We start from the raw sequence: 18,108 nt of genomic DNA, 5'->3' as shown, positions 1-18,108 counted from the left end.
GCGCGTGTCCGGACCCAACACCAACTACGACCCGGTCGAGGTGAGCGCCCTCGACCCCGAAGCGATCGAGAGCAACGTCACCGAGGCCCTCGCAGCCATCACCGCAGCGGCCAGCCTTGACGAGCTCAAGGTCGCCCGCATCTCGCACGCCGGGGAGAAGAGCCCGCTTGCCCTGGCAAACCGTGAGATCGGGGCACTGCCACCGAGCGCCAAAGCCGAGGCCGGCAAGCGCGTCGGCCAGGCCCGTGGGCAGGTCAACAAGGCGCTTGCCGTCCGGCAGGCCGAGCTCGAGGCCGAGCGCGACGAGAGGATCCTGGTCGAGGAGGCCATGGATCTGACCGTGCGTCCAGACCGCCGGCCGTTCGGACACCGCCACCCGTTGACGCTGACGGCCGAGCGGATGGCCGATGTGATGGTCGGCATGGGCTGGGAGATCGCCGAGGGGCCCGGGGTCGAGGCCGAGTGGTTCAACTTCGACGCACTCAACTTCGACAAGGACCACCCGGCCCGCCAGATGCAGGACACCTTCTTTGTCGACCCCGCCGACGCCGGCATCGTCCTGCGCACGCACACCTCGCCGGGCCAGGCCCGCTCGCTGCTCGAGCGCGGCGCGCCGCTCTATGTCGCGGTGCCGGGCAAGACGTTCCGCACCGATGAGCTGGACGCCACGCACACGCCCGTCTTCCACCAGATGGAGGGCCTGGCGATCGACGAGGGTCTGACCATGGCCCACCTCAAGGGGACCCTGGACCGCCTGGCCAGCGCCCTCTTCGGCGAGGGTTTGAAGACCCGGCTGCGCCCGGCATACTTCCCGTTCACCGAGCCCAGCGCCGAGATGGACTTCCAGTGTTTCGTCTGCCGGGGTGAGGACACCGACTGTCGGACCTGCGGAGGCACGGGCTGGATCGAGTGGGGTGGCTGCGGCATGGTCAACCACAACGTGCTGCGCGCCTGCGGCATCGACCCGGAGCGCTATCAGGGTTTCGCGTTTGGCATGGGGGTGGAGCGGAGCCTGATGTTCCGCAACCACCTGGCTGACATGCGCGAGATCATCGAGGGAGACGTGCGCTTCAACGCGCAGTTCGGGATGGAGATCTGATGCGGGTTCCCCTTGACTGGCTGAGGGAGTATGCCGAGGTGCCGGCAGGCACGACCGGCACCCAGGTGGCCGCTGACCTGGTCCGGGTCGGGTTGGAGGAGGAGGGTCTGCACGGCGGTGACGTGCAGGGTCCCCTCGTGGTTGGTCGTGTGCTGGAGATGACTCCGGAGGAGCAGAAGAACGGCAAGACCATCAACTGGTGCCAGGTGGACGTCGGCCACGCCAACGGCACGGGCGAGCCGCAGGGGATCGTCTGTGGGGCGCACAACTTCGCGGTCGGTGACCTGGTGCCGGTGATCCTGCCCGGCGGTGTGCTGCCCGGGAACTTCGAGATCTCGGCGCGCAAGACCTATGGCCATGTGAGCGCCGGCATGATCTGCTCCTCGCTCGAGCTCGGCCTGGGTGACGACCACGACGGCATCATCGTGCTCACTGACTGGCTGGGTGCTGGAGCCGAGGGGTTGGAACCCGGCCAGGACGCCATCCCACTGCTGGGCCTGGACCGGGAGACCGTCGAGGTCAACGTCACGCCCGACCGCGGCTACTGCTTCTCCCTGCGCGGCATCGCCAGGGAGTACTCCCACAGCACCGGTGTCGCCTACCGTGACCCAGCGCTGGTGCGCGTCGTCGACGGGCAGGAGCAGCCGCTCACGGCACCCGCCGCGACCGCCGACGGCTTCGGCGTGGAGCTGCGCGACGAGTCGCCCCTCGAAGGTGCGCAGGGCTGCGACCGGTTCGTCACCCGCATCGTGCGCGGGCTGGACCCGCAGGCGCCGACACCCGCGTGGATGGCCATCCGCCTGACCGAGGCCGGGATGCGTCCGATCAGCCTTGCGGTCGACATCTCGAACTACGTCATGCTCGCTCTCGGCCAGCCCACGCACGCCTACGACCTGGCCAAGGTCACCGGGCCGATCGTCGTGCGCCGCGTCCGGGCGGGGGAGAAGCTGACGACCCTGGACGGCGTCGAGCGCACGCTCGACGCCGAGGACCTGCTGATCACCGACGGTGGGGAGGTCCTGCTCGGCATCGCCGGTGTGATGGGTGGCGCCTCCAGCGAGGTCAGCGAGACCACCACCGACGTGCTCATCGAAGCGGCGCACTTCGACCCCAAGACGGTCGCCCGCACCGCGCGTCGGCACCGGCTCTCCAGCGAGGCGTCCAAGCGGTTCGAGCGTGGCGTCGACCCCGAGCTCGCCCCGCAGGCGGCCCAGCTGATGGTCGAGCTGATGGTCGAGTTCGGCGGCGGCACCGCCGACCCCGCGGTCACCGACGCCGGCCAGGTCAGCGCGCCGGAGCCGATCAGCTTCGACCCCACGATGCCGACGCGCTATGTCGGCGTGGACTACGGCACCGACCGGGTGCGCGAGATCCTCGAGACCATCGGGTGCACGGTCACCGATGGCAGGGACGGACAGCTCACCGTGACCCCACCGACCTGGCGCCCCGACCTGCTGACCGGGCCCGACCTGGTTGAGGAGGTCGCACGGATCGATGGCTACGACAAGATCCCCTCCATCCTGCCGACCGCGCCGGGTGGACGCGGACTCACCCACGCCCAGCGTGCCCGCCGCACCGTGGCCGCAGCCCTTGCCGGTCAGGGCCTAGACGAGGTGCTGACCTATCCGTTCGTCGGTGAGTCCCGCTTCGAGGACCTAGGTCTGGGAGCGGACGACCAGCGCCGGCACGCGGTCCGACTGGCCAACCCGTTGTCGGACGAGGCACCGCTCATGCGCACCGAGCTGCTCCAGACGCTGCCGGACGCAGTGCGTCGCAACCTGGGGCGCGGGGCCAAGGACGTCGCACTGTTTGAGATTGACACCGTCACCCTGCCCGACCTGGCCCGCAAGGCGCCGGTGCCCGGCGTGGGGGTCAAGCCCGATGACGCGGTGCTGGAGGAGATCCGCGCAGCTGTCCCGCACCAGCCGCTGCATGTCGCGATGGTCGCCACCGGCCAGGCCGAGCGCGCCGGGTGGTGGGGCCCCGGCCGCACCACCGACGTCACCGACGTCGTGGGCTGGGCCCATGCGGTCTGCGACGCTCTCGGTGTGGAGGTCGAGCGGCTGCAGACCGAACGCGAGCCCTTCCACCCCGGTCGCTGCGTCGAGCTGACCCTGCCCGATGGCACGACCATCGGCTGGGCCGGCGAGCTGCACCCCAAGGCCTCCAAGGCTCTCGGCGTCCCCGAGCGCACCGTCACCGCCGAGCTCGACCTGGACGTCCTGATCGCGGCCAGCGACCGTCGCGCCCAGGGCGCCCCCATGTCCAACCACCCGCCCGCCGGTTCTGACATCGCGCTGACTGTGTCTCGCAGCACCAGCTTCGGCGACCTGCTCGAGTCGGTGCGCGACGGCGCAGGTGAGCTGCTCGAGTCGGTGCGACTGTTCGATGTCTACCGCGGCGACCAGATCGGTGACGACCAGCAGAGCCTGGCCTTCCACCTGGTCTTCCGTGCCGATGACCGCACGCTGAAGACCGAGGAAGTCAACGCCGCCCGGGATGCAGCGGTCGCCCAGGCGGCCAAGGACCACGGCGCGGTCCAGCGATGAGGATGCCGAGGGTTGCCCTGATCACCGGTGCCTCACGAGGCATCGGGGCGCACCTTGCCGGAGCCTTCCGTGGCGCCGGGTGGGAGGTCGTGGGCCTGTCCCGCAGCGGAGCTGACGACTCCACTGGAACGCCGACGACCGCCTGCGACGTCACCGACCTGGCCGCGGTGCAGGCAGCCGTCGACGGGGTGATCGCCGAGCACGGCCGCATCGACCTGCTGGTCAACAACGCCGGCCTGGTCGAGCGTGAGGTCCCGCTCTGGGAGGCCGACCCCGAGCAGTGGTGGCAGGTGATGGAGACCAACGTGCGCGGTCCGTTCCTGGTGACCCGTGCCGTCGTGCCGCACATGATCGCTGCCGGTGGCGGCCGGATCATCAACCTCAACAGCGGCTCGGGGACGCGGGAGAGCGCGGTCCTCACGGCATACCACGCCAGCAAGTCGGCGCTGGCGCGGCTGACCGGCGGGGTGGCGCTCGCAGGTGCCGAGCACAACGTGCAAGCCTTCGACCTGGCGCCAGGTGTCATCGAGACCGACATGACCCACGGCATGCAGATGCACGAGGACCGGACCGAATGGACGAGTCCAGAGGACCTCAAGGCCCTGGCGTTGGCCATCGCGGACGGTGAGCTCGACGGCTTTTCGGGACGCATGGTGCGGGCCGGAGCCGACGACCTTGACGTGCTGCGAGCCAAGTCGGCCGAGGGGCTGGGTGACGGCGAGCGGATGCTCCGGCTGCGCCCCTGGGGCGAGGACGATCCGTTGGCGTGAGCCAGTGCGGGTGGTGCGACGGTCCGAGCACCGCACGAGAATCCGGTCGGCGGGCATCATGGCGACTTGTTAGCGTGCTCGCATGTCCGCGACCCCCGAGCCGATCCAGCCCTATGGCGTGCGGATCAGCTGGGATGATCTGCCGCAGCCAGTCCGCGACTGGGTGGCTGGGGAGCTCGGCAAGGTGGGCGAGGTCCGCCCGCAACAGGGCGGCTTCTCGCCGGGCACGGCCGATCGGGTGCGTGGCTCGCGGGGGAGCGCGTTCGTCAAGGCGGTGGGCGAGAGTCTGAACGCCCACACCCCGGACCTGGTCGCCCGCGAGATCGCTGTCCTGCAACAGCTGCCGGCGTATGCCGGGGCGCCGGTCCTGCTCTCCTCTCTCGACGAGCGCATCGCGGGTGAGCGCTGGGTCGCCCTGATGGTCGAGGACATCCCAGGGCGCCACCCGCATGTGCCGTGGCAGGGCCACGAGGTCGAGGCGGCGTTGGACTCCCTCGCGCGCCTGGCAGCTGAGCCGCTGCCCGAGACGGTCGACCTGCCGGCACTGGAGGAGGATATGGCCGGCGACGTGTCGTTGTGGCCCGAGATCGTGGCCGACCCGCCGGAGGGCCTGGACCCGTGGGTGGTGGCCCACCTGGACCGGCTCGTCGAGCTGAGCGCCGCAGCTGTGCCGCTCCTGCGAGGTGACCGTTTGGTGCACACCGACATCCGCTCGGACAACCTGCTGGTGACCGGAGACGGTGCTGTCCGGGTCGTCGACTGGCCCTGGGCCTGCCGCGGGAGTGCCTGGGTCGACTCGCTGATGCTGCTCTTCAACGTGCGGGTCCATGGGGGACCGGACGTGGCGGCATACGCGCCGCGGTTGGCCGACCTGGGCGCGAGCGAGGAGGACGTGGACGTCCTGCTGAGCGCGCTGCTCGGCTACTTCGTGCACGCCGCCCGGCTGCCCGCACCGCCCGGGTTGCCGACGGTGCGCGCGTTCCAGCGTGCCCAGGGCGGCGCGGCCGCGGACTGGCTGCGCGAACGGTGGGGCGATTCCGCATGACTATGCATGCGCTTGTATAGTTGTGCAGGTGAGCACTGCAGAGCTGCCGTCCGGGGGGATTCCGACGACCCGTGCCGCACGCCATCAACGAATTGTTGATGTGCTGGACCGGCACGAGGTCGCCTCACAGTCCGACCTGCTGGACTTCCTGGCCCGGGACGGCATCTCGGTCACCCAGGCGACGCTGTCGCGTGACCTGCTCGAGCTCGGCGCGGTCAAGGTTCGCAAGGGGCGGGGGCAGGTGTATGCCGTGCCCGCCCAGGGCGGTGACCAGGCGTTGCGCCCGGCGTTCGTGGAGGACGGCACCCGGCTGGCCAGGCTGTGCGAGGAGCTGCTCGTGGCGGCGCGGGCCACCGGCAACCAGGCCGTGCTGCGGACCCCTCCCGGTGCTGCGCAGTATCTCGCCTCGGCCATCGACCGCAGCGACAACCCCGACGTGCTGGGGACGATCGCGGGCGACGACACGATCCTGGTGATCACGCTGGAGCCCGACGGTGGCGAGGAGGTCGCGGCGCGGTTCCTGGCGCTGGCCGGCCACGACGTCGTCGACCGGCCGACCGGAGCGTCAGCCGGCACTCGGCATACGACTGACACACCAGAGACAATGGAGCCATGACCCTGAGCCTGTGGGGCGGCCGCTTTGCCGGCGGCCCAGCCGATGCCCTGACCGAGCTGTCCCGCTCGACCCACTTCGACTGGCGGCTAGCGCCCTATGACATCGCCGGCTCGCGCGCGCACGCCAGGGTGCTGCATCAGGCAGGGCTGCTCAGCGCCGAGGACACCGCCACCATGCTCGACGGGCTGCGCCGACTGCTGGCCGACGTGGAGTCAGGGGAGTTCGTGCCGGCGCCTGAGGACGAGGACGTGCACACGGCCCTCGAGCGGGGTCTGATCGAGCGGGTCGGCCCTGACGTCGGCGGGCGGCTGCGTGCCGGGCGCTCCCGCAACGACCAGGTGGCCACCCTCTTCAGGATGTATCTGCGCGAGCACGCGCGCGTCATCGGCGGCAAGGTCCTCGCAGTCGTCGAGGCGCTCGCAGGCCAGGCGGCACGCCACCCCGAGGTCGCGATGCCCGGGCGCACCCACCTGCAGCACGCCCAGCCGGTGCTGCTGGCCCACCACTTGCAGGCGCACGCCTGGCCGCTGCTGCGTGACGTGGACCGGCTGCGTGACTGGGACAGGCGCGCGGGGGTCTCGCCCTATGGCTCCGGGGCTCTCGCGGGCTCCTCGCTCGGGCTCGATCCGGAGGCTGTGGCGCACGACCTGGGCATGACCGCTTCGGTGGAGAACTCGATCGACGGCACGGCCAGCCGCGACTTCGCGGCCGAGTTCGCCTTCGTCATGGCGATGATCGCCGTCGACATCTCCCGCCTGTCCGAAGAGGTGATCCTCTGGGCGACAGCGGAGTTCGGCTTCGTCACCCTCGATGACGCCTTCTCGACCGGGTCGAGCATCATGCCGCAGAAGAAGAACCCCGACGTGGCCGAGCTGGCCCGGGGCAAGGCTGGTCGGTTGATCGGCGACCTCACTGGGCTGCTGGCCACACTCAAGGGGCTCCCGCTGGCCTACAACCGGGACCTGCAGGAGGACAAGGAGCCCGTCTTCGACCAGATCGACACCCTTGACGTCCTGCTGCCCGCCGTCAGTGGCATGGTCGAGACGCTCACCTTCCACCCCGAGCGGCTCGAGGAGCTGGCTCCACAGGGCTTCTCCCTGGCGACCGACATCGCCGAGTGGCTCGTGCGCGAAGGGGTGCCGTTCCGCGTGGCCCACGAGGTTGCCGGTGAGTGCGTGCGCGTCTGTGAGCAGCGGGGCATCGGACTGGACGAGTTGTCCGACGACGACCTTGCTGACATCAGTGAGCACCTGACCCCGCAGGTGCGCACCGTGTTGACCGTGGCCGGCTCGATCGCCTCGCGCGACGCCCGTGGTGGCACCGCCGCGCCCAGGGTGAGTGAGCAGCGCACGCACCTGCGCAAGCAGATCGCCGTCGCGAGGCACTGGGTCAACGACCTGCCGAAGATCGTCGACTGACCGGGCTTCCGTGACGTCCCGCGCTGAGCCTGACCCCGTGATCACGCACGAGTTCCTGGCCCGTCCTGCCCTCGAGGTGGCACCAGACCTGCTGGGGACGGTGATCGAGCACGATGGCGTCGCGGTGCGGCTCACCGAGGTCGAGGCGTATGCCGGCGAGCAGGACCCCGGATCCCATGCGTTCCGTGGTCGCACCAGGCGCAACGAGGTGATGTTCGGGCCGGCCGGCTATCTGTATGTCTACTTCACCTATGGCATGCACACCTGCGCCAACGTGGTGTGCGGCACCGACGGCACCGCTCAGGCTGTGCTGCTGCGGGCCGGTGAGCTGATCAGCGGGGAGGAGGCGGCCCGGAGCCGGCGCACGTCGGCGCGCACCGGCCGGGTGCCTGCGGTGCGTGACCTGGCGCGAGGTCCCGCGCGGCTGGCCCAGGCGCTCGGGCTGACGCTGGATGACTACGGCGCTGACCTGTTGGGACCGGGGACCGTGCGGCTGCTCCCTGGTGAGGAGCGGATCGATCCCGGCGTGATCCGCACTGGACCACGGGTCGGAGTGCGGGGTCCGGGTGGGGACGGCACGGCATACCCCTGGCGGTTCTGGATCGACGGGGAGCCGAGCGTGTCCGACTATCGGCCCGCCGCGCCCCTGCGCCGTCGCAGCTGAACGTAGGCTGACCCAGCACGACCGATCCGAGAGACGTGAGGCAGACGTGAGCGACATCTTCGAAGAGCTGCAGTGGCGAGGGCTGGTGGCCCAGACCACCGACGAGACAGCGCTGCGCAAGGAGCTGAGTGACGGCCAGGTCACGGTCTACTGCGGCTTCGACCCGACCGCCCCCTCCCTCCACTTTGGCAACCTGGTGCAGCTGGTCATGCTGCGCCACCTGCAGCGCGCAGGCCACCGGGTCATCGTCCTCGTCGGCGGCTCGACCGGCCTGATCGGGGACCCGAAGCCCACCAGCGAACGCACTCTCAAGACCAAGGACCAGACCGCAGCCAACGTGGCGCGGATCAAGGAGCTGGTCCTGCCGTTCGTCGAGTTCGAGGGCGACAACCCGGCTCTGCTCGTGGACAACCTGGACTGGACGGCCCCGATGTCGGCGCTCGACTTCCTGCGCGAGATCGGCCAGCACTTCCGGGTCAACCAGATGATCCGCAAGGATGCGGTCGCGGCCCGGCTGCAGAGCGAGGCGGGGATCAGCTACACCGAGTTCAGCTACCAGATCCTGCAGGCGCTGGACTACCTGCACCTCTACCGCGAGCACGGCTGCACGCTGCAGACCGGTGGACAGGACCAGTGGGGCAACCTCACCGCCGGTGTCGACCTGGTGCACCGCGCGGAGGGGGCGAGCGTGCATGTCATGACCACACCGTTGCTGACCGACGAGAGCGGTCAGAAATACGGCAAGTCCGAGGGCAACGCCGTGTGGCTGTCGGCGGACATGACCAGCCCCTATGCCTTCTACCAGTACTGGATCAACGTGGCCGACTCGGAGGTCAGCAAGTTGCTCAAGGTCTTCACCACACGCACCCGCGAGGAGATCGAGGACCTCGAGCGCTCGACGCAGGAGCGACCGCACCTGCGCGAGGCGCACCGAGTGCTCGCGACGGATGTGACGACCCTGGTGCACGGAGCTGAAGCGACCGCGCAGGTGCAGGCCGCCAGCCAGGTGCTCTTCGGCAAGGGCGACCCTGCCGAGATCGACGCCCGCACCCTGTCCGACGCGACCGCAGAGCTGCCGGGTGGGCCGGTGTCGGTCGGCACGACGGTGGTCGACGCCCTGGTCATCACCGGCTTGGCGGACAGCAAGGGCGCTGCTCGACGCCTCATCGGGGAGGGCGGCGTGAGCATCAACAACGTGAAGGTGACCGACCCTGAGCTCAGTCTCGGGGAGGACGAGTTCCTGCACGGGTCCATCGCGCTCCTGCGCCGAGGTCGCAAGAACCTCGCTGCGGCACGTCGCGCCGCATCCTGACCCGCGCAACGCTGGTCGACGCGGCGTCTGGGCCGCTGACCTGCGGATTTGTATTCCTCGGCGCACGTGACCTAAAGTTTCATCACGTCAGCCCAGCAGGGAGGCACGGACACCCGGTTCACCGGAGTGGCCGGTCCCGCAGGAGCAGACACTCCACCACGCCGAAGCCGGCCGCAGTTCGCTGCGATGCCGGGTGTGCAAAACGCGCCGGCAAGGTGGTACAGTAGTCAGGTTGCCCCAATCGCTGTGCTGGTTGTTTCTGGTGTGGTGGTTGGTGTGTGTCCGATCTTTGAGAACTCAACAGCGTGTCAGTAATCGATGCCAATTTTTACCCTGTCCTGGGGCATGGCATGGGCCCATTTTGTGTGGGTGTGTGGTGTGTTCTGGTGGCAAGGATTTCTTTGATTATTTTGTTGGATGAGTCAGTGTGACTTGTTCTGCTAGTGATTGTGCCCTTCTTTGGGTCAAAGTTTGCTTGGCTGTCCGCCTTTTTGGGGTGGGTGGTTGGGTGTTTGATTTTAACGGAGAGTTTGATCCTGGCTCAGGACGAACGCTGGCGGCGTGCTTAACACATGCAAGTCGAACGATGAAGCCCAGCTTGCTGGGTGGATTAGTGGCGAACGGGTGAGTAACACGTGAGTAACCTGCCCTTCACTCTGGGATAACTCCGGGAAACCGGTGCTAATACTGGATATGACTACTTCCCGCATGGGATGGTGGTGGAAAGTTTTTCGGTGGGGGATGGACTCGCGGCCTATCAGCTTGTTGGTGGGGTAATGGCCTACCAAGGCGACGACGGGTAGCCGGCCTGAGAGGGCGACCGGCCACACTGGGACTGAGACACGGCCCAGACTCCTACGGGAGGCAGCAGTGGGGAATATTGCACAATGGGCGAAAGCCTGATGCAGCGACGCCGCGTGAGGGATGACGGCCTTCGGGTTGTAAACCTCTTTCAGCAGGGACGAAGCTTTTGTGACGGTACCTGCAGAAGAAGCACCGGCTAACTACGTGCCAGCAGCCGCGGTAATACGTAGGGTGCGAGCGTTGTCCGGAATTATTGGGCGTAAAGAGCTTGTAGGCGGTTTGTCGCGTCTGCTGTGAAAACTCGGGGCTTAACTCCGAGCCTGCAGTGGGTACGGGCAGACTAGAGTATGGTAGGGGAGACTGGAATTCCTGGTGTAGCGGTGGAATGCGCAGATATCAGGAGGAACACCGATGGCGAAGGCAGGTCTCTGGGCCATAACTGACGCTGAGAAGCGAAAGCATGGGTAGCGAACAGGATTAGATACCCTGGTAGTCCATGCCGTAAACGTTGGGCGCTAGGTGTGGGACTCATTCCACGAGTTCCGTGCCGCAGCTAACGCATTAAGCGCCCCGCCTGGGGAGTACGGCCGCAAGGCTAAAACTCAAAGGAATTGACGGGGGCCCGCACAAGCGGCGGAGCATGCGGATTAATTCGATGCAACGCGAAGAACCTTACCAAGGCTTGACATATACCGGAAACGCTCAGAGATGGGTGCCCCGCAAGGTCGGTATACAGGTGGTGCATGGTTGTCGTCAGCTCGTGTCGTGAGATGTTGGGTTAAGTCCCGCAACGAGCGCAACCCTCGTTCTATGTTGCCAGCACGTGATGGTGGGGACTCATAGGAGACTGCCGGGGTCAACTCGGAGGAAGGTGGGGATGACGTCAAATCATCATGCCCCTTACGTCTTGGGCTTCACGCATGCTACAATGGCCAGTACAAAGGGCTGCGATACCGTAAGGTGGAGCGAATCCCAAAAAACTGGTCTCAGTTCGGATTGGGGTCTGCAACTCGACCCCATGAAGTCGGAGTCGCTAGTAATCGCAGATCAGCAACGCTGCGGTGAATACGTTCCCGGGCCTTGTACACACCGCCCGTCAAGTCACGAAAGTCGGTAACACCCGAAGCCGGTGGCCCAACCCTTGGGAGGGAGCCGTCGAAGGTGGGACTGGTGATTGGGACTAAGTCGTAACAAGGTAGCCGTACCGGAAGGTGCGGCTGGATCACCTCCTTTCTAAGGAGCACAACCTGCCCGGTGTTGCTGGGTGGGTTTGTAGCGGTCCTTGCACGGACGAGTGTTCCGTGGGGGCTAGCTCTGGGTGGAACATCGGTTATAGGCCTGCAGTCTCGGGTCCTTGACAGTCCTAGTACGACCATGACCTTTGAGGTGGTGGTGTGGAACGGGTGGTTGGGGTTTCTGGGTGTGGGTGTGACACGTTGTTGGGTCCTGAGAGATCGGGCCAACAACCCCTTTGGTGGTTGCCGGATGTTGCGGTGGGCCGCTGGTGGGGGTTGGTGGTTGGGTGTCTTGGTTGTGACGGGGCCCTGGTGGTTCCCATACCGCCCACGTACGCGAACCGGCAAGAGTGGTTTGTGGTGGTGGGTTGGTGGGGACGGTGCTGGGGTGTTTCGTTTCGTATGTTGAGAACTACACAGTGGACGCGAGCATCTTTGTGGCTTAAGTTTTTAAGTGCACACGGTGGATGCCTTGGCACCAGGAACCGAAGAAGGACGTAGGAATCTGCGATAAGCCTCGGGGAGTCGATAACCAGACATTGATCCGAGGATTTCCGAATGGGGAAACCCGGCTGGCTTCATCGCCAGTCACTCCCGCCTGAATATATAGGGTGGGTAGAGGGAACGTGGGGAAGTGAAACATCTCAGTACCCACAGGAAGAGAAAACAACATGTGATTCCGTGAGTAGTGGCGAGCGAAAGCGGATGAGGCTAAACCGGGCGTGTGTGATTAGCCGGTAGGCGTTGCACGTTCGGGGTCGTGGGACCCTTGCCCCAGCTCTACCGGGTTGGGCAGGAGTAAGAAATTCTTGTTGTAGGCGAAGGGCTTGGAAGGGCCTAGCATAGAGGGTGAGACTCCCGTAGCCGAAACAGTGAGGACTCCTGATGGGTGTTCCCAAGTAGTACGGGGCCCGAGAAATCCCGTACGAATCTGGCAGGACCACCTGCTAAGCCTAAATATTCCCTGGTGACCGATAGCGGACAAGTACCGTGAGGGAAAGGTGAAAAGTACCCCGGGAGGGGAGTGAAATAGATCCTGAAACCGTGTGCATACAATCCGTCGGAGCCCTCTTGTGGGGTGACGGCGTGCCTTTTGAAGAATGAGCCTGCGAGTTAGTGCTCAGTGGCGAGGTTAACCCGTGTGGGGAAGCCGTAGCGAAAGCGAGTCCGAATAGGGCGCCCATAGTCGCTGGGTCTAGACCCGAAGCGGAGTGATCTACCCATGGCCAGGTTGAAGCGCCGGTAAGACGGCGTGGAGGACCGAACCCACTTAGGTTGAAAACTGAGGGGATGAGCTGTGGGTAGGGGTGAAAGGCCAATCAAACTCCGTGATAGCTGGTTCTCCCCGAAATGCATTTAGGTGCAGCGTCACGTGTTTCTTACCGGAGGTAGAGCTACTGGATGGCTGATGGGCCTCACCAGGTTACTGACGTCAGCCAAACTCCGAATGCCGGTAAGTGAGAGCGTGGCAGTGAGACTGCGGGGGATAAGCTTCGTAGTCGAGAGGGAAACAGCCCAGATCACCAGCTAAGGTCCCTAAGCGTGTGCTAAGTGGGAAAGGATGTGGAGTTGCTGTGACAACCAGGAGGTTGGCTTAGAAGCAGCCACCCTTTAAAGAGTGCGTAATAGCTCACTGGTCAAGTGATTCCGCGCCGACAATGTAGCGGGGCTCAAGCACACCACCGAAGCTGTGGCATTAACATTTTGCTCGGCACCATCCTTTCGGGGTTGGTGTCCAGGCGTGTTGATGGGTAGGGGAGCGTCGTGTGGCGAGTGAAGCGGCGGAGTGATCCAGTCGTGGATGCCACACGAGTGAGAATGCAGGCATGAGTAGCGAAAGAGGAGTGAGAAACTCCTCCGCCGAATAACCAAGGGTTCCAGGGTCAAGCTAATCTGCCCTGGGTAAGTCGGGACCTAAGGCGAGGCCGACAGGCGTAGTCGATGGACATCCGGTTAATATTCCGGAACCGGCGAAGAACCGACCCATACCGAATCAGTTGATGCTAACCGCCTGAAACACGCCCGTTGCGTTTCCCTTCGGGGGGACGTGGGGTGTGTGGAACGCGGGACCCGAGACTGTAGTAGGTAAGCGATGGAAGGACGCAGGAAGGTAGCCTCCGCGTGGCGATGGTTGTCCACGTCTAAGAGTGTAAGGCGGGGTGTAGGTAAGTCCGCACCCCTTGTGCCCCAGGCTTGATAGTGACCGCGTATGCGGGAAGAGGGTGATCCTATGCTGCCTAGAAAAGTTCCTAGCGAGGTTCGAGCCGCCCGTACCCCAAACCGACTCAGGTGGTTAGGTAGAGAATACTAAGGCGATCGAGTGAATCGTGGTTAAGGAACTCGGCAAAATGCCCCCGTAACTTCGGGAGAAGGGGGGCCCGACCGGTCAGACACACTAGCGGTGTCGAAGCCGGGACGGCCGCAGAGACCAGCGAGAAGCGACTGTTTACTAAAAACACAGGTCCGTGCGAAGTCGCAAGACGATGTATACGGACTGACGCCTGCCCGGTGCTGGAAGGTTAAGGGGACGGGTTAGCCGTAAGGCGAAGCTCTGAACTTAAGCCCCAGTAAACGGCGGTGGTAACTATAACCATCCTAAGGTAGCGAAATTCCTTGTCGGGTAAGTTCCGACCTGCACGAATGGCGTAACGACTTCTCGACTGTCTCAACCACGAACTCGGCGAAATTGCATTACGAGTAAAGATGCTCGTTACGCGCAGCAGGACGGAAAGACCCCGGGACCTTTACTATAGCTTGGTATTGGTGTTCGGTACGGCTTGTGTAGGATAGGTGGGAGACTATGAAGCGGGCACGCCAGTGTTCGTGGAGTCAACGTTGAAATACCACTCTGGTCGTTCTGGATATCTAACCTCGGTCCGTGATCCGGATCAGGGACATTGCCTGGTGGGTAGTTTAACTGGGGCGGTTGCCTCCTAAAGAGTAACGGAGGCGCCCAAAGGTTCCCTCAGCCTGGTTGGCAATCAGGTTTCGAGTGTAAGTGCACAAGGGAGCTTGACTGTGAGACAGACATGTCGAGCAGAGACGAAAGTCGGGACTAGTGACCCGACGGTGGCTTGTGGAAGCGCCGTCGCTCAACGGATAAAAGGTACCCCGGGGATAACAGGCTGATCCTGCCCAAGAGCTCATATCGACGGCATGGTTTGGCACCTCGATGTCGGCTCGTCGCATCCTGGGGCTGGAGTCGGTCCCAAGGGTTGGGCTGTTCGCCCATTAAAGCGGTACGCGAGCTGGGTTTAGAACGTCGTGAGACAGTTCGGTCCCTATCCGCTGCGCGCGTTGGAAACTTGAGGAGAGCTGTCCCTAGTACGAGAGGACCGGGATGGACGAACCACTGGTGTGTCAGTTGTCCTGCCAAGGGCACCGCTGATTAGCTACGTTCGGACGTGATAACCGCTGAAAGCATCTAAGCGGGAAGCACACTCCAAGATGAGGTCTCCACAGAGGTAACTCTGGAAGGCTCCCAGCTAGACTACTGGGTTGATAGGCCGGACGTGGAAGCACAGCAATGTGCGGAGCTGACCGGTACTAATAAGCCGATAACTTAACAACAAAGATGACACGCGTCCACTGTGTGGTTCCCGAGATACGAACCACAAACCCCACCCCCACACCACACACGTGGTGTCCCGGGTGGGCCCAGAATGGTTTGACATCTCCATAGAGTTACGGCGGCCATAGCGAGAGGGAAACGCCCGGACACATACCGAACCCGGAAGCTAAGCCTCTCAGCGCCGATGGTACTGCACTGGTGACGGTGTGGGAGAGTAGGACACCGCCGGACAAACACTCCAGTAGCCCCACCCCAGACCACACGGTCCAGGGCGGGGCTACTGCCATGTCTGGACCTAGTTTCGTCGGGAGTTGGCGTGAGTGAGTGGGCGCGTAGACTGCCACAGAACTTTCAATAAGGAGGGCCGCATGGCTGAGGAGTCCCCGGAGAAGCCGGCGTCGGACGGTCAACGCGACGATCGGCGAGAGAGTCGTGGTGACAGCCGGGACCAGAGGTCGGGGAGCTGGCGGTCGGACAGCGGTGGAGGCGGACGCCGCGGTGGGGGCAGCGAGTGGCGTCCTCGGGCGGATCGGCCGGCGCAGGATCGCTACCGGGGGCGCGATGACCGTGGCGGTGGCGGTGGCTATCGGGGCCAGGATGAACGTCGTGGGCCTCGTCGTGATGACGAGCGTGGCGGCTATCGGGGTCAGGGTGACCGTCGTGGGCCTCGTCGTGATGACGAGCGTGGGGGCTATCGGGGTCAGGGTGACCGTCGTGGGCCTCGTCGTGATGACGAGCGTGGGGGCTATCGGGGTCAGGATGACCGTCGTGGGTCTCGTCGTGATGACGAGCGTGGCGGGGGCTATCGGGGTCAGGATGACCGTCGTGGGTCTCGTCGTGATGACGAGCGTGGCGGTGGCTATCGGGGTCAGGATGACCGTCGTGGGTCTCGTCGTGATGACGAGCGTGGCGGTGGCTATCGGGGTCAGGATGACCGTCGTGGTCCTCGTCGTGATGACGAGCGTGGGGGCTATCGGGGTCAGGATGACCGGCGTGGGCCTCGTCGTGATGACGAGCGTGGGGGCTATCGGGGTCAGGATGACCGGCGTGGGCCTCGTCGTGATGACGAGCGTGGGGGCTATCGGGGTCAGGATGACCGGCGTGGGCCTCGTCGTGATGACGAGCGCGGCGGCTACCGGGGGCATGCGCCGCGTGGTGGCAGCGACCGGCCTTCGCGAGAGCGCGACTTCCGTGACTCTGGGCACAGACCGGTGCGCAAGCCAGAACCGGAGATCCCCGATCACATTGAGGCAAAGCAGCTGGATCGGGCTGCCCGACGGGAGCTGCTGACTCTCAGCAAGGACAACGCTGACGGCGTGGCGCGTCATCTCGTCGCGTCTTCGGAGGCTCTTGCTGCCGGGGATCTCGATGGCGCGCTCGACCACGCGGAGAACGCTTCCCGCCGGGCAGGCCGTGTCGCCATCGTGCGGGAGGTCCTGGGCTTCGTGCGCTACCGCCGTGGCGAGTGGGCGGAGGCACTGCGGGAGTTCCGCACCGCGAGGCGGCTCAGCGGTTCGAACCACCTACTGCCGCACATGGCCGACGTCGAGCGTGGCCTCGGACGGCCCGACCGGGCGATCGAACTCGCGCAGGAACCAGCTGCCCAGTCGCTGAGTGCGGCAGACCGGGTCGAGCTGGCGATCGTCGTCAGTGGCGCACGGCGCGACCTCGGCCAGGACGACGCGGCAGTGCAGTCCCTGCGCGAGCTGGTGCAGGCCAGCCCACCGCAGCGGTCCTGGGCCGGCCGGCTCTACTACGCCTATGCAGAAGCACTGCTGGGCGCGGGCGACCAGGATGCAGCACGTGAGTGGTTCGCCCGTGCCCTGGAAGCCGACAAGGACGCACTGACCGACGCGGCCGACCGGCTCAGCGAGCTCGACGGCGTCGACATCACTGACCTCGGTGATGATGACTCGGACGAGGGCACGACTGACGTGGACGAGGAGACATCTGACCTGCGCGAGGAAGGTGGGGTGCCCCTGCAGGAGCTCGACGCCTATGAGGAGCCTGCGGCCATGAATGATGAAGCCGCCGAGCCTGCCCCCGACGGCTCTGAGGATCAACCCGCGCAGGACGGGCCGGATGCTCGATGACCGTCCGCGGGTTGCTGTGTGACCTCGATGGCGTCGTCTATCGCGGCGGCACCGCCTGCGACGGCGCTGTCGAGGGGCTGCAGACGGCCAGGGAGGCGGGGCTGCCGATCCTGTTCCTGACCAACAACGCAGCCAGGCTTCCGGGAGAGGTTGCGGCGCACCTCACGGCTCTGGGCGTCCAGGCAGAGCCCGACGAGGTGCTCAACAGCTCCCAGGTCGCCGCGAGCTATCTCCGCCAGCACCATCCGGTGCCAGAGGGCCGCTTCGTGCTGCCCATCGGTGGCCCCGGAGTCACCGCAGCCCTCGACGAGCAGGGCATCCCCGTGATCGAACCCAGTGAGGTGCTGGGGCACGGCGGCAGCGAGATCGTCGCGGCGGTCGTGCAGGGCTATGGCGCCGCCGTCAACTGGAGCGAGCTCGCCGAGGCCACGTATGCCGTGTCTGCGGGCGCCTACTGGGTGGCGACCAACACCGACGCCACCCTGCCGACCGAGCGTGGCCAGGCCCCGGGCAACGGGTCCCTCGTCGCGGCAGTCGCCCATGCCTCTGGCCGAGAGCCGGATCTGGTGACAGGCAAGCCCCATGCGCCGGCGTTTGAGATCGCGCTGCAACGCATCGGTCTGCCGGCCCAGGATGTCCTGATGATCGGGGACCGGCTCGACACCGACATCGCCGGCGCCAAGCAGGCGGGTCTGCGGACGGCACTGGTCCTCACGGGGGTGCACGGACGCGCCGAGGTCGACCAGGCCGAGGCCAGCCACCACCCGGATCTGATCGCGGACACGATCCCTGGTCTGGTTCCGCACTGGACCACAGGCTGACGCGCCGAACCACAGACTGTCGCGCCGAACCACCGACTGTCGCGCTGGACCAGCAGGTGACGCACCTGCTGTGGACAAGTGCGTCGTGGGCCGACCCAGTCGCGATAACCT

11 protein-coding genes and 3 rRNA genes are annotated in these 18,108 nt (G+C 65.5%); all 14 read left to right on the top strand.

Features of this window, described 5'->3' with window-relative positions; genetic code table 11:
* Nucleotides 1-4: 4 nt before the first annotated feature.
* On the top strand, nt 5-1,099 hold the full coding sequence (gene pheS, locus NF557_RS10195; RefSeq protein ID WP_252619155.1) for a phenylalanine--tRNA ligase subunit alpha: 1,095 nt from the start codon (nt 5-7) through the stop codon (nt 1,097-1,099).
* Nucleotides 1,099-3,648 (top strand): phenylalanine--tRNA ligase subunit beta, encoded by a 2,550-nt coding sequence (gene pheT / locus NF557_RS10190; RefSeq protein WP_252619153.1) that lies wholly within the window; start codon nt 1,099-1,101, stop codon nt 3,646-3,648. Before pheS ends, pheT begins: the two co-directional genes overlap by 1 nt.
* Entirely contained in the window at nt 3,645-4,418 is a 774-nt protein-coding gene (locus NF557_RS10185; protein WP_252619152.1) for an SDR family NAD(P)-dependent oxidoreductase, read from the top strand. Before pheT ends, NF557_RS10185 begins: the two co-directional genes overlap by 4 nt.
* Nucleotides 4,419-4,500: 82 nt before the next feature.
* Complete coding sequence (locus tag NF557_RS10180) at nt 4,501-5,463, top strand: aminoglycoside phosphotransferase family protein (protein WP_252619151.1); 963 nt, start codon at nt 4,501-4,503, stop codon at nt 5,461-5,463.
* A gap of 28 nt (nt 5,464-5,491) precedes the next feature.
* The gene (locus NF557_RS10175; RefSeq protein WP_252619149.1) at nt 5,492-6,079 is read left to right on the top strand and encodes an arginine repressor; all 588 of its coding nucleotides are present in this window, start codon (nt 5,492-5,494) and stop codon (nt 6,077-6,079) included.
* Nucleotides 6,076-7,497, top strand: a complete 1,422-nt coding sequence (gene argH, locus NF557_RS10170) for an argininosuccinate lyase (protein ID WP_252619148.1) — start codon at nt 6,076-6,078, stop codon at nt 7,495-7,497. Before NF557_RS10175 ends, argH begins: the two co-directional genes overlap by 4 nt.
* Before the next feature lie 37 nt (nt 7,498-7,534).
* On the top strand, nt 7,535-8,161 hold the full coding sequence (locus tag NF557_RS10165; protein ID WP_252619146.1) for a DNA-3-methyladenine glycosylase: 627 nt from the start codon (nt 7,535-7,537) through the stop codon (nt 8,159-8,161).
* A 46-nt stretch (nt 8,162-8,207) separates the two neighbouring features.
* Nucleotides 8,208-9,473 (top strand): tyrosine--tRNA ligase, encoded by a 1,266-nt coding sequence (tyrS, locus tag NF557_RS10160; protein WP_252619145.1) that lies wholly within the window; start codon nt 8,208-8,210, stop codon nt 9,471-9,473.
* 518 nt (nt 9,474-9,991) lie between these two features.
* A 16S ribosomal RNA gene (locus tag NF557_RS10155) occupies nt 9,992-11,510 on the top strand.
* 442 nt (nt 11,511-11,952) lie between these two features.
* Nucleotides 11,953-15,082 (top strand): 23S ribosomal RNA (locus NF557_RS10150).
* Between the two features lie 115 nt (nt 15,083-15,197).
* Nucleotides 15,198-15,314, top strand: a 5S ribosomal RNA gene (gene rrf / locus NF557_RS10145).
* The 16S, 23S and 5S rRNA genes sit together here, the layout of an rRNA operon.
* 336 nt (nt 15,315-15,650) lie before the next feature.
* Entirely contained in the window at nt 15,651-16,373 is a 723-nt protein-coding gene (locus NF557_RS10140; protein WP_252619143.1) for a hypothetical protein, read from the top strand.
* Nucleotides 16,295-17,176 (top strand): tetratricopeptide repeat protein, encoded by an 882-nt coding sequence (locus tag NF557_RS10135; protein WP_252619141.1) that lies wholly within the window; start codon nt 16,295-16,297, stop codon nt 17,174-17,176. Before NF557_RS10140 ends, NF557_RS10135 begins: the two co-directional genes overlap by 79 nt.
* Complete coding sequence (locus tag NF557_RS10130) at nt 17,173-17,997, top strand: HAD-IIA family hydrolase (RefSeq protein WP_252619139.1); 825 nt, start codon at nt 17,173-17,175, stop codon at nt 17,995-17,997. The genes NF557_RS10135 and NF557_RS10130 overlap by 4 nt, the downstream gene beginning before the upstream one ends.
* The last annotated feature ends 111 nt before the right edge of the window (nt 17,998-18,108 follow it).

Origin of the sequence: Ornithinimicrobium cryptoxanthini, from assembly GCF_023923205.1 — a bacterium.
Taxonomy (GTDB): Bacteria; Actinomycetota; Actinomycetes; order Actinomycetales; family Dermatophilaceae; genus Ornithinicoccus; species Ornithinicoccus cryptoxanthini.
Note: the sequence above shows the minus strand (reverse complement) of the source record. Positions and strands in the feature narration are given on the sequence as shown.